Source organism: Rhodovarius crocodyli, from assembly GCF_004005855.1.
Taxonomy (GTDB): Bacteria; Pseudomonadota; Alphaproteobacteria; order Acetobacterales; family Acetobacteraceae; genus Rhodovarius; species Rhodovarius crocodyli.
The window spans coordinates 349503-361379 of the sequence record NZ_SACL01000002.1 but is presented as its reverse complement, the minus strand read 5'-3'; the positions used below and the strand labels follow the sequence as shown (position 1 = coordinate 361379).

At 69.4% G+C, this 11877-nt stretch carries 11 protein-coding genes; 8 read left to right on the top strand and 3 right to left on the bottom strand.

Annotated features, from left to right (window positions below):
• Nucleotides 1–310: 310 nt before the first annotated feature.
• Nucleotides 311–2068, bottom strand: coding sequence for a flavin-containing monooxygenase (locus EOD42_RS07690; RefSeq protein ID WP_127786916.1), 1758 nt, complete (start codon nt 2066–2068; stop codon nt 311–313).
• 150 nt (nt 2069–2218) lie between these two features.
• On the opposite strand from EOD42_RS07690, the gene EOD42_RS07685 reads away from it, so the two are divergent.
• On the top strand, nt 2219–2929 hold the full coding sequence (locus EOD42_RS07685; RefSeq protein WP_164867825.1) for a CBS domain-containing protein: 711 nt from the start codon (nt 2219–2221) through the stop codon (nt 2927–2929).
• Nucleotides 2930–2984: 55 nt separating this feature from the next.
• On the opposite strand, the gene EOD42_RS07680 is transcribed toward EOD42_RS07685, so the two are convergent.
• Nucleotides 2985–3998 (bottom strand): Bug family tripartite tricarboxylate transporter substrate binding protein, encoded by a 1014-nt coding sequence (locus tag EOD42_RS07680; protein ID WP_127786914.1) that lies wholly within the window; start codon nt 3996–3998, stop codon nt 2985–2987.
• Between the two features lie 160 nt (nt 3999–4158).
• Between EOD42_RS07680 and EOD42_RS07675 the strand changes: the two genes are divergently transcribed.
• Nucleotides 4159–4644, top strand: a complete 486-nt coding sequence (locus EOD42_RS07675) for a glutathione peroxidase (RefSeq protein ID WP_127786913.1) — start codon at nt 4159–4161, stop codon at nt 4642–4644.
• Here the strand turns inward: EOD42_RS07675 and EOD42_RS07670 are convergent.
• Nucleotides 4641–5174 (bottom strand): DUF6428 family protein, encoded by a 534-nt coding sequence (locus EOD42_RS07670; RefSeq protein WP_127786912.1) that lies wholly within the window; start codon nt 5172–5174, stop codon nt 4641–4643. The two genes, EOD42_RS07675 and EOD42_RS07670, sit on opposite strands and share 4 nt — an antisense overlap.
• Before the next feature lie 47 nt (nt 5175–5221).
• Here EOD42_RS07670 and EOD42_RS07665 point away from each other — a divergent pair, with 47 nt between their 5' ends.
• From EOD42_RS07665 to ligD, 6 genes are all read left to right on the top strand, one after another.
• The gene (locus EOD42_RS07665; protein ID WP_127786911.1) at nt 5222–5560 is read left to right on the top strand and encodes an ArsR/SmtB family transcription factor; all 339 of its coding nucleotides are present in this window, start codon (nt 5222–5224) and stop codon (nt 5558–5560) included.
• Between the two features lie 12 nt (nt 5561–5572).
• Nucleotides 5573–6004: an arsenate reductase (glutaredoxin) gene (gene arsC / locus EOD42_RS07660; RefSeq protein WP_127786910.1), complete on the top strand. Its 432-nt coding sequence runs from the start codon at nt 5573–5575 to the stop codon at nt 6002–6004.
• The gene (gene arsB, locus EOD42_RS07655; protein ID WP_456308046.1) at nt 6001–7065 is read left to right on the top strand and encodes an ACR3 family arsenite efflux transporter; all 1065 of its coding nucleotides are present in this window, start codon (nt 6001–6003) and stop codon (nt 7063–7065) included. Before arsC ends, arsB begins: the two co-directional genes overlap by 4 nt.
• A 111-nt stretch (nt 7066–7176) precedes the next feature.
• Entirely contained in the window at nt 7177–8394 is a 1218-nt protein-coding gene (locus EOD42_RS07650) for an MFS transporter (RefSeq protein WP_240655048.1), read from the top strand.
• 92 nt (nt 8395–8486) lie between these two features.
• On the top strand, nt 8487–9350 hold the full coding sequence (gene ku / locus EOD42_RS07645) for a non-homologous end joining protein Ku (RefSeq protein ID WP_127786909.1): 864 nt from the start codon (nt 8487–8489) through the stop codon (nt 9348–9350).
• On the top strand, nt 9347–11779 hold the full coding sequence (gene ligD, locus EOD42_RS07640) for a DNA ligase D (RefSeq protein WP_127786908.1): 2433 nt from the start codon (nt 9347–9349) through the stop codon (nt 11777–11779). The genes ku and ligD overlap by 4 nt, the downstream gene beginning before the upstream one ends.
• The last annotated feature ends 98 nt before the right edge of the window (nt 11780–11877 follow it).

The following is an 11877-nucleotide window of genomic DNA, read 5'->3' as shown; positions in this document are numbered from 1 at the left end:
TCGGGGCGGTAGTTGAGCCAGTTCCGAAGCAGGGTGAGCAGGCGCATGGCGAACCTCGTTTGACGGTCGCCATCCTGGCTGTGGGTCTGGGCGCGGTTTGGGCGCCTCCGTGGCATTATTGGGGCAGAGGGTAAAGATTCAATGACGAAACTGATTGATATCGGAAGCGCCCCAGAGGGTTAATTCTTCTTTTTCTGAAGAAAAAAAAGCAAAAAGACTTTGTGATTTTTTGGGAAAACCCTAATAGACAGGCGCATCTCAGAAACAATCAAAAAGTTTTTTGGTTCTTTTTTTCCAAAAAAGAACATAATTACTTACTCAGTTCGGCCGCCTTCACCTGCAACGCCAGGAACTTCGAATAAATCCGGCACTGCGCCAGGCTGCCTGCCGTGAACCACAGCCCCGGCTGGCCTGTCGGGCGCCACATGTTCCGCAACTCCCCGCCATCGTCGAAGCCCCAGACCGGCCCGATCCGGTCGGCCACCGCGTCACCCAGGGCGCGGCGCACCACCTCCTGCTGGTTGCGATAGCCGGTGGCCAGGACCAGCAGCTCCGCCGGCACTTCCCGTCCGTCCTTCATCAGCACACCGGTCGCGGTGAAACGCTCGATGTCCTGGAAATGCACCAGCCCGATGCTGCCGTCGGCCACGAGGTCTGAGCAGCCGACATTGAAGTAATATCCCCCGCCCCGGCGCAGATACATCATCTGGAAGCCGGTATCGTCCTCGCCGCCTGTCAGCTTGAAGCCACGATCGGCCAGCCCCTTCAGCAGCGGCGCATCCTCGATGGCCGCATGGGCGGTCGCGATCTGGTACGCCTTGATCAGCACGGGATAGGGCATGGCGGTGGCCAGCAGGTCGCAGTCCTCGATGGGAATGCCCTCGGCATAGATGGAATAAACGGCCTGGGCCTGGCGGATGCCCACGATATGGGTGGGGCTGCGCTGGATCATCGAGACATCGGCGCCGCTGGCGTGCAGGTCCTGCGCCACGTCATGCGCGCTGTTGCCGGTGCCCAGCACGAGCGCCGGCCTACCCTTCCAGGCGGAGCCCTCGGTATAGGCACCTGAGTGCATCACCGTGCCCTGGAAATCCTCCAGCCCCGGCAGGTTCGGCATGATGGGAATGCCGCTGACGCCGGTGGCGAAGACCAGGTGGCGCGGGCGCATCACGCGCTCGGTGCCGTCCTCGCGCCGCAGGGTCACGGTCCAGTGGCCGGCGGCATCGTCATAGCTGCCGGCGGTCAGGCTGGTGCCGGTCCAGGCATTCAGCTCCAGCGCCTCGACATAATGCTCGAACCAGTTGGCCAGCATGTCCTTCGGGATGAAGACCGGCCAGGTCGGCGGGAAGGGCATGTAGGGCATGTGGTTCACATGCACCTCGTTATGCAGCGTCAGCGAGTGGTAGCGCTTGCGCCAGTTGTCGCCGATGCGCGCCTGCCGGTCGATGATCAGCGTGTCGAGGCCGAGCTGGGACAGCCGCGCCGCGATGGCCAACCCCGCCTGCCCCGCCCCCACCACGATCACGGTGGGGTCATGGTCGGCATAGGCACGGGCCCGGTTACGCCGGTCCAGCCAGTTCTCGGCGCCGAACTTGCGGGAGAAATCCTCGCCGGTCGGCCGGCGCATGCCGGTGGTTTCCTCATGCCCGTGCAGGCTGTCCAGGCTGGTGGCCAGCATCCAGCAGCGCAGCTCGCCCGGCGCATCGGGGTCCGGCAGCAGGCGCAGCACGGCGTTGGCATGGCCGGCCGCCGTCTCGAAGGTGGCGAAGGCCTCCACCACCTCCTGCCCGGCGCGGCGCACATGGCGGGGCGGCGTTCGGCCGGCAGCCAGCCGGAACCCGTGCGGGCGGGTGGCAGGCAGGGCCTGCCCCAGCACGCGCGCTATCTCCTGCGGGCCGGAGGTGGTGCGGATGTCCCAGCCGAAGGCCAGGATGTCGCGCCAATGCCCGTCGGGCAGGAACAGTGCGGCGGCCGCCGTGGAATCCCCCATCGCCAGTGCATGGCCGAAGGCACCGAGCCAGGCGGTGACCGCCTCGGGCAAGGGTCGGCTCATTTCGGCATGGGGCATCGGGCGTCTCCGGTTCTTGTTCCGGGCATCTTTCCCCAGCTCCGGCGGAAGCAGAAGGGGGGTGGTCGCCTCCCATTCCTTGACATGCATCAACGTGAACTTTTGGAAATGTATCTAGGCTTCCCCGCATACCCCGAGAGGGGATCAACCATGACCGGGATCGTTATCGCCATGCGTGCCAAGGATGTGATGTCCAGCAACCTGACCGTCGTGCCGCCGGAAATGCCGGTGGCCGAGATCGCCCGCCTGCTGGCCGGGCGCGGCATTTCCGCCGTGCCGGTGGTGGGTGCGGAGGGGGAGCTGCTGGGCGTGGTGACGGAGGGCGACCTGATCCGTCGCCTGGCCGATGCACCGCGCGGCCCCTTCAACTGGTTCCTGGACCTGTTCCGGACCGCCACCCCCACCCTGCAGCGCTTCGTGAAGGCCCGCGGCAAGACCGCGCGGGATGTGATGACCGCTGAGCTGGTGACGGCCGAGGAGACCACCGGCCTGGACGGGATCGCGCAGCTGATGGAGGAGCGCCGGATCCGCCGCGTGCCGGTGCTGCGCCAGGGCAGGCTGGTGGGCATCGTCTCCCGCGCGGATCTGCTGCGGGCGGTGCTGCAGCAGCCGGCGGAGCGTGTCGCCTCGGGCGAGGCCACGCTGCTGCAGGCCGTGGTGCAGGCCCTGCGCAGCCAGCCCTGGACCGACACCTTCTGGGTCTATCCCAGCGTGGAGGGCAGCGAGGTCACGCTCTACGGCTATGCGCGCTCGGACGACATGCGCAAGGCGCTGGTCGTGCTGATGCGCGATGTGCCGGGCGTGACCAGGGTGCAGGACAGCATGAAGGACATGCCGCTGCTCATGCGCGCCTCGTTCTAGGCGCCGCGCAAAAAAGAACGGCTCCGGGAGGTCGCCCCCGGAGCCATGGGCCGGATCAGTCCAGCGTGGCGCCGGATTCGGCCACGATGCGCTGCCACAGCTGCTCCTGCTCACGCATATAGTCACCGAAGGCCGCCGGGGTCTCGTCCCACACGGGCTTGAAGCCCAGCGGCTCCAGCTTCGCGCGGTAGTCGGGGGTGCGGACCACCTGCAGCACGGCGTCGTGCAGGCGCTGGATGCGCGCGGCCGGCACGCCCGAGGGGGCGGTCACGGCGTACCAGCTCTGCATGTCGATGTTGGCGCTGGGCAGCAGTTCGCGCATGCCGGGCACATTCTCCAGGCCCGGCACATAGTCCACGCGGTCCGCGCTGCCGACGGCGAGCGCGCGGAAGCGGCCCTCGCGCACATGCGGCATCAGGGCCGGCATCACGTCGAACATCATGTCGATGGAGTTGGCCAGCAGGTCCGTGATGGCAGGGCCGCCGCCACGATAGGGCACATGGGTGATGTCCACGCCCGCCGCGCGCGCCACGGCGCTGATCGTCAGGTGGCTGACCGTGCCGGTGCCCGAGGAACCCATCGTGACCTTGCCCGGGTTCTGGCGGGCATACTCGATCAGCTCCTGGAAGGTGCGCCAGGGCTTCTGGCTGTTGACCACCAGCAGCACCGTGCCCGTCGCCACCCGGCTGACCGGCGCGAAGTCGCGGATCGGGTCATAGCTCATGGAGCGGCGGTACAGGAACTTGTTGGCCGCGAACATGGTCACCGTGCCCAGCAGCAGGGTGTGCCCGTCCTTTTCGGCCTTGGCGACGGCATCGCCGCCCAGGTTGCCGCCGGCGCCGCCGCGGTTATCCACCGTGACGGTCTGGCCCAGGATCGAGGGCAGGCGCTCGGCCAGAACGCGGCCGGTGATGTCCACCGCGCCGCCGGGCGCGAAGGGAACCACCAGGCGGATGGGCCGGCTGGGGAAGGCATCGCCAGGGTTTCCCCCTTGGGCCATGGCGCGGTCGGCCGACAGGCCCGCCGCGGCGACCGAGGCGGTGCCGAGAAGAAGGTTACGACGCTGCATTGTTGTCTCCGCTGTCAGCGACCGGCCCCATTGCAGGGTGCCGATGTTGGGGGCGCAGTAACCCCGCCGGCCACGAAGGGCAAGCGCCAAGCGCCGCAAAATTGTGCAGAGCAGCATAGCCTGCCCTGGCCTTGCCCGCGATTTGTGCTAGCTCAACCCCATGCCGAGCTTCGACACCGACCTCCTCACCATCGACGGCCAGAAGCAGCGCCTGTCCGATTACGCCGGCCGCGCGCTGCTGGTGGTGAATCTGGCCAGCCGCTGCGGCTTCACCCCGCAATATGAGGGGCTTGAGGCGCTGTACCGCCGCTATGCCCCGCGCGGCTTCGTGGTGCTGGGCTTCCCCTGCAACCAGTTCGGCGCGCAGGAACCGGGCGATGCGGCCGAGATCAGGAGCTTCTGCTCCTCCCGCTATGACGTCACCTTTCCCGTCTTCGCCAAGACCGAGGTGAACGGGCCGGGCGCGCACCCGCTCTACCGGCACCTGACCGAGGAAGCGCGCGGCATCTTCGGCACGCGCAAGGTGAAGTGGAACTTCACCAAGTTCCTGATCGCGCCGGACGGGCGGGTGGTGAAGCGCTATGCGCCCTCCGCCAAGCCGGAGTCCCTGGCGGGGGCGATCGAGGCGCTGCTGCCCGGCAGTTAGCCGCAGCAGCCGCTGCGCGGCGCGCAACAGGCGGTGGCGGCGGCCCTCTCCCTGGCCGCCTGCTCACCGCGATGGCGCGGCTTGCAGATGGCCGCGCGGGGCGTGAGGCGCAGCACGACGCGGCCGGGCTCGATCGCCAGCGCCTCGGGCTCCATCACCTGCATCGCCTCGCCCGGGCGGCCGAGCTCGAAGGTGACGCGCGCCTCGCGGTCCAGCGCCACCTTCTCCCCCACCCTGGCCAGGATGGCGAGGAACTTCGACACCGGCATGTAGTCGGGGGTGGTGTCGTTGGCGGGCAGGTCCTCCAGCTGAAGCACCGTCTCATGCCAGCTGTCCGGGTTGCCGCCGCAGTCCAGCGTGACGAAGGAACCCGCCTTCACCTCCGTGACGTGAAAGCCGGGCCGGATGGTGCGGTCCGCATAGGTGACGACCAGCGCGCGGTCGCCGTGCAGCGCGAGTGCCGACAGCAGGTCACTCAGCGAGGGATCGGCCGGAAAGGCGATCGCGATGGGAAGTGCCGGGACGTTCATCGTTCTGCCACTTTCATTTCAATTTCTTTTGAGATATTGAAATGTCCATGGACGAAACGCAAGCCCTCGCTGCCCTCGCCGCCCTCTCGCAGGAAACCCGCCTCAGGATCGTGCGGCTGCTGGTCACGGCGGGGCCCGAGGGGCTGGCGGCGGGCGCGATCGGGGATGCGCTGGATGCCGCCTCTTCACGCCTCTCCTTCCATTTGAACCAGCTGGAACAGGCCGGGCTGGTCCAGTCCCGCCGGGAGGGCCGGTCGATCCGCTACAGCGCCACCTTCGACACGCTGTCCGGGCTGATCGCCTTTCTGATGCGCGACTGCTGCCAGGGCCACCCGGAGGTCTGCGCCCCCGCCATGGCCGCCCTGGCCGCCTGCGACTGCCCCTGACGGAGCCCCGAGATGAGCGTCACGATCTATCACAACCCCGATTGCGGGACCTCTCGCAACACGCTGGCGATGATCCGCAACAGCGGCATCGAGCCGCATGTGATCGAATACCTGAAGACCCCGCCCAGCCGTGCGGAGCTGACCGGGCTGATCGCCCGCATGGGCATCACGGCGCGCGACCTGCTGCGGGAAAAGGGCACCCCCTATGCCGAGCTGGGGCTGGGCGACCCGGCCCTGACGGAGGCGCAGCTGCTGGATGCCATGATGGCGCATCCCATCCTGATCAATCGCCCGATCGTGGTCTCGCCCGCCGGCGTGCGGCTGTGCCGTCCCTCCGAGCTGGTGCTGGAACTGCTGCCCGCCCAGCAGGGCGCCTTCACCAAGGAGGACGGCGAGAAGGTGGTGGACGCCGAGGGCCGCCGCGTCGAAGGCCGCGCATCGTGAGCGAGGCCGTGATGCAGCCCGGCAAGCCTGCCGCGATGGGCATCTTCGAACGCTTCCTGACGCTGTGGGTGGGGCTGTGCATCGTGGCCGGGGTGGCGCTGGGCCAGGCGATGCCCGGCGCCTTCCAGGCCCTGGGCTCGGCCACCGTCGCCGAGGTCAACCTGCCCGTCGCGCTGCTGGTATGGCTGATGATCATCCCGATGCTGCTGAAGATCGACCCGGCGGCGCTGGGGCAGCTGGGCATGCATTGGAAGGGCATCGCCACCACCGTCGGCATCAACTGGCTGGTGAAGCCGTTCTCGATGGCGCTGCTGGGCTGGCTGTTCATCGGCACCCTGTTCCGCCCCCTGCTGCCGGCAGACCAGATCGACAGCTACATGGCCGGGCTGATCCTGCTGGCGGCGGCCCCCTGCACCGCGATGGTGTTCGTGTGGTCCAACCTGGTGGATGGCGAGCCCAACTTCACCCTGGGCCAGGTGGCGTTGAACGACCTGATCATGGTCGTGGCCTTCGCGCCGGTGGTGGGGCTGCTGCTCGGCCTGTCCGCCATCACCGTGCCGTGGGACACACTGCTGCTGTCGGTCGGGCTGTACATCGTGCTGCCTGTGGCGGTGGCGCAGCTGTGGCGGCGCCGCCTGCTGGAGAGTGGCGGCCAGCCGCTGCTGCAGCGCGTGCTGGATCGGCTGGGCCCCTGGTCCCTGCTGGCGCTGCTGGCCACGCTGCTGCTGCTGTTCGGCCTGCAGGGCGAGCAGATCGTGCGCCAGCCCACCGTCATCCTGCTGCTGGCCGTGCCGATCCTGATCCAGGTCTATTTCAACGCGGGGCTGGCCTATTGGCTCAACCGGCGGCTCGGGGTGGCGTGGTGCGTGGCCGGCCCTTCCGCGCTGATCGGGGCCAGCAATTTCTTCGAACTGGCCGTCGCCACCGCCATCGTGCTGTTCGGCTTCCAGTCGGGCGCGGCATTGGCCACCGTGGTGGGCGTGCTGATCGAGGTTCCCGTGATGCTCTCTGTCGTGCGGATCGTGCGGGCTTCGCGCGGGTGGTACGAGCGCGGGCAGTAGCGGGCACGCGCCCCGCGGCCGCCCGGCCGGCCGATTGATGCACGGGGGCGATCAGCCCATCCCTGCCAGGCCGGGTAATCCCCACGGGGCCGCGACAGTATGTCTTGGCCCATGCAACAGACCGCCATGGCAGGCGACGCGCGCGCCGCGTCGTCAGAGACCGCTTCACGCCCGCGCTGGGGGGCGGTGTTCTCCCTCTCCTTCGGCGCCTTCGTCCTCATCGCCTCGGAGTTCATGCCGGTCAGCCTGCTGACCCCGGTCGCGGCCGACCTGCACGTCACAGAGGGCCAGGCCGGACAGGCCATCGCCGTCTCGGGCGCCTTCGCCGTGCTGACGAGCTTCCTCATCGCGCGGCTTTCCGGCGGCATGGATCGCCGGAACCTGCTGCTGATTATGACGGCGCTCATGGTGGCCTCGGGCAGCCTGGTGTCGCTCGCCCCGGGCTATGTGCCGTTCCTGCTGGGCCGCGCGCTGATCGGGATCGCGATCGGCGGCTTCTGGTCGATGTCGGCGGCCACCGCCATGCGGCTGGTGCCGGTGGCCGATGTGCCCCGCGCGCTCGCCATCCTGAACGGCGGCAACGCGCTGGCCACCGTCGTCGCCGCGCCGCTCGGCAGCTTCCTGGGCGGGATCATCGGCTGGCGGGGCGCCTTTTTCTGCGTGGTGCCGCTGGCGGCCGTCGTGCTGGTCTGGCAGGCGGCCAGCCTGCCGCCGATGCAGGCCGGCCGCGGCGCGCGCCGTGGCATCCTCACGCTGCTGCGCCGCCCCGTGGTCGCGCTCGGCATGGCGGCCGTGACCATCTTCTTCATGGGGCAGTTCGCCCTGTTCACCTATCTGCGCCCCTTCCTGGAGACGGTGACGGGCGCGGACGTGACCACCCTCTCCCTCATGCTGCTGGCGATGGGCGTGGCGGGCTTCCTCGGCACGCTGCTGGTCGGTGCTGCGGTGCACACCCAGCTGTATCGCCTGCTGGTCGGGGGGCCGGTCGCGATGGCCGGCATGGCGCTCGCGCTGGTGGCCTTCGGCCACAGCATGCCCGCGACCTGGGCATTGCTGGCCTTGTGGGGCTTCGTCGCGACGGCCGCGCCGGTCGCCTGGTGGAGCTGGCTCGCGCTGACCCTGCCCGACGACGCGGAGGCCGGGGGCGGGCTGATGGTCGGGCTGATCCAGCTGGCCATCACCCTGGGCGCCACGGTGGGCGGCGTGCTGTTCGACCTGGGCGGCCACGTCATGAGCTTCACCGCCGCCGCGGCGCTGCTGCTGCTGGCCGCCTGGCTTGCCCTGCTGACCGCGCGGCGGGTGCCGGCCGGCCCCGCCCGCACCCGGTAGCGAGAAGACCGGGAAGCCCCCCCCGGGCCGTAGGCAACCTTGCCCGGCCTGACGGCGTTGCCCGGTTGACCCCCGCGCCGGAGAAGCAGGCCATGGCGATCAGGCCGACATGGGAGGGCCATCTGCGCCTGTCCCTCGTGACATGCCCCGTCTCGCTCTATGCGGCGGCCTCGACCAGCCGTGACGTGCGCTTCCACTTCATCAATCCCAAGACGGGCAACCGCGTCCGCCAGCAGATGATCGACCCGGACAGCGGACCCATCGAGCGGCGCGACCTGGTGCGCGGCTTCGAGGTCGAGGAGGACCAGTACGTCCTGCTGACCGATGAGGAGCTGCGCTCCGTCCGTCTCGAAAGCACGCGGCTGCTCGATATCGAGCGCTTCGTGGATGCGGCCAGCATCGACCGCATCTGGTGGGACCAGCCCTATTACCTGGCGCCCGAAGGCAAGGCGGGCGCGGACGCCTTCGCCGTGATCCATGCCGCGATGGAGGATGCGGGCCGCATCGCGATCGCCCGGCTGGTGATGGGCGCGCGGGAACGCGTGGTGGCCATCGAGCCGCGCGGAAAGGGCATGCTGCTGACCACCCTGCGCAGCCATGACGAGGTCCGCGACACGGCGGAATTCTTCGACGACATCCCGGCCGGCAAGCCCGACAAGCGCATGACCACCATCGCCCGGCAGATCGTCGAGCAGTTCGAGGGCGAGTTCGACCCGTCCTCCTTCAACGACCGCTATGAGGAGGCGCTGCGGGAGCTGATCGCGTCGAAACAGGGCGGCGACGGCGGCGGCGGGCGCCGCCGGAAGGCGCCGAAGAGCGGCAATGTGATCGACCTGATGGAGGCGCTGCGGCAGAGCCTTGAAGGCAAGGCCGCCCAGCGCCGGCCCGCCGCGAAGAAGAGCGCCAAGGCACCTGCCGCCAAGAAGAAACCCGCCGCCCCCAGGCGCGCGTCATGACCGCCCGCCGGCTTGAACACTACAACAGCCGGCGGGACTTCTCGACCAGCCCGGAGCCGCCGGGGCGGGCAGCACGGTCGCGCAGGCAATTGTCCTTCGTGGTGCAGAAACATGACGCGACGCGGCTGCACTATGATTTCCGCCTGGAATGGCGAGGCGTGCTGAAGTCATGGGCGGTGACGCGCGGCCCCTCGCTCGACCCCGCAGACAAACGCCTGGCCGTAGAGGTCGAGGACCATCCGCTCGACTACGGCAGCTTCGAGGGCACCATCCCGAAGCCCGCCTATGGCGGCGGCACCGTGATGCTGTGGGACCGGGGCAGCTGGGCACCGCTGTCACCCGAAACCGTCGACGAGGATCTGGAGAAGGGCGAACTGAAATTCGTCCTGGCCGGGGAGCGCCTGCGCGGCGGCTTCGTGCTGGTGCGCATGAAGCCGCGCCGTGGCGAGACGCGGCACAACTGGCTGCTGATCAAGGAGAAGGACAGCGTCGCCACTCCCGGCAAGGGCGATGCGGTGCTGAAGGCCGCGACCTCCGTCGACAGCGGCCGCACCATGGCGCAGATCGCGGCCGGCGCCGCGAAGCAGGGCGCCAAGGACCAGGCCATGCCCGATTTCGTGCCCCCGCAGCTGTGCCGGCTGGTCGACCAGCCCCCCGGCGGCGACGACTGGCTGCATGAGCAGAAGCTCGATGGCTATCGCCTGCAGCTGCGGGTGGCGGGCGGCGAAGTGACCATACGCACCCGCACCGGCCTGGACTGGACCGACCGCTTCCCCACCCTGGCCGAGGCAGCGGCCGGCCTGGCCGATGCCCTGCTGGATGGCGAGGCGGTCGCCGTGGCCGAGGACGGCACGCAGAGCTTCGCCGCGCTGCAGGCCACCCTGGCGGGCGAGGTCGCGCATCCCCTGGTGTTCCATGCCTTCGACCTGCTGCATGACGGCAGGCAGGACTGGCGCCCAAAGCCCCTGGCCGAGCGCAAGGCCGCGCTGCGCAGGCTGCTGCGCAAGGCGCCGGATGCCCTGCGCTATGTCGAGGATTTCGCCGCGCCCGGCGACGTCATGCTCGAAGCCGCCTGCCGCACCGGGCTTGAGGGCATCGTCTCCAAGCGCAGCGACGCCCCCTACAGTTCCGGCCGTGACGGCGGCTGGACCAAGGCGAAGTGCCGCAACGACGATGAGTTCGTGATCGGCGGCTTCACGCGCGACAAGCACGGCAAGCGCCTGGGCGCGCTGCTGCTGGGCGTGCGGGAGGATGGCGGGCTGCGCTATGCCGGGCGGGTGGGCACCGGCTTTTCCGAGGCCATGGCGAAACGGCTGGTCACGCGGCTGGAGAAGCTGGCGCAGCCGCGCCATCCCTTCACCACCGCCCCCGCCCGCCAGCCGGGCGGCGCGCCGGTCTGGGTGCAGCCCAGCCTGGTCGCGCAGGTCGCCTATGGCGGCTTCGGCGCGGAGGGGCTGCTGCGCCATGCCAGCTTCCAGGGATTGCGGGAGGACAAGCCCGCGCGGGAGGTGACGATGCCCACCGTCTCCAGGCTTACCCACCCCGAGCGGGTGCTGTGGCCCGCCACCGATGACCAGCCGGCCATCACCAAGGCCGATCTGGCCGCCTGGTATGAACGCTATGCCGAGGCGCTGCTGCCCTATGTCGCCGGCCGACCGCTCGCGCTGCTGCGCGCCCCGGACGGCATCGGCGGCCAGCACTTCTTCCAGCGCCACCCCATGCGCGGCCAGCCCGATAGCATCGGCAGCCTGCGCATGCCCGGCCAGCCGCGGGAGTATCTGCGCATCGACAACGCCCGCGCGCTGCGTGACCTGGCGCAGATCTCGGTGCTGGAACTGCACCCGGGCGGCGCGCCGGCCGATGCGCCCGAATGGCCGGATCGCCTGATCTTCGACCTGGACCCCAGCGAGGGCGCGGATTTCCGCACGGTGCGCGATGCGGCGCTGGAGCTGCGCGACCGGCTGGGCGCGCTGGGGCTGGAGAGCTTTCCGCGCCTGACCGGCGGCAAGGGCATCCATGTGCTGGTGCCGATCGCGCGCGCGCGAAAGGACGGCAGCGGCTGGGAGGAGGCCAAGCAGTTCGCCCGGCTGCTCTGCGCCATGATGGAGCATGACGCGCCGGACCGGTACACCACGGCCCTGGCCAAGAAGGCGCGCAAGGGGCGCATCTTCCTCGACTATCTGCGCAACGACCTGCTGGCGACCGCGGTGGCGAGTTTCTCCCCGCGCGCGAGGCCGGGCGCGCCGGTGGCCTTGCCCGTCAGCTGGCGGCAGGTGCAACAGGGATGGCGGCGCAGGCAGGCCTTCGGCCCCTCGGCGATTCATCTGCCGGATGGGCTGAAGCGCACGCTGAAAGACCCCTGGCCCGATCTGGACGATGCCGCCCGGCCGCTGCGGGAGGCGATGGCAAGGCTGGTCCGGCGGCAATGAGGTGCCGGCGCGCGCGATCGGGCCTGCCGATCAGCCCCATCGTTCACGCCACGTTGAAGTCCCTGCGGTATTGCCCCACCAATGGCGAAACACGCGGG

Coding starts and splice junctions, on each gene's coding strand:
- EOD42_RS07690 (WP_127786916.1), bottom strand. CDS start 2,068: ATGCCCCATGCCGAAATGAGCCGACCCTTGCCCGAGGCGGTCACCGCC.
- EOD42_RS07685 (WP_164867825.1), top strand. CDS start 2,219: ATGACCGGGATCGTTATCGCCATGCGTGCCAAGGATGTGATGTCCAGC.
- EOD42_RS07680 (WP_127786914.1), bottom strand. CDS start 3,998: ATGCAGCGTCGTAACCTTCTTCTCGGCACCGCCTCGGTCGCCGCGGCG.
- EOD42_RS07675 (WP_127786913.1), top strand. CDS start 4,159: ATGCCGAGCTTCGACACCGACCTCCTCACCATCGACGGCCAGAAGCAG.
- EOD42_RS07670 (WP_127786912.1), bottom strand. CDS start 5,174: ATGAACGTCCCGGCACTTCCCATCGCGATCGCCTTTCCGGCCGATCCC.
- EOD42_RS07665 (WP_127786911.1), top strand. CDS start 5,222: ATGGACGAAACGCAAGCCCTCGCTGCCCTCGCCGCCCTCTCGCAGGAA.
- arsC (WP_127786910.1), top strand. CDS start 5,573: ATGAGCGTCACGATCTATCACAACCCCGATTGCGGGACCTCTCGCAAC.
- EOD42_RS07650 (WP_240655048.1), top strand. CDS start 7,177: ATGCAACAGACCGCCATGGCAGGCGACGCGCGCGCCGCGTCGTCAGAG.
- ku (WP_127786909.1), top strand. CDS start 8,487: ATGGCGATCAGGCCGACATGGGAGGGCCATCTGCGCCTGTCCCTCGTG.
- ligD (WP_127786908.1), top strand. CDS start 9,347: ATGACCGCCCGCCGGCTTGAACACTACAACAGCCGGCGGGACTTCTCG.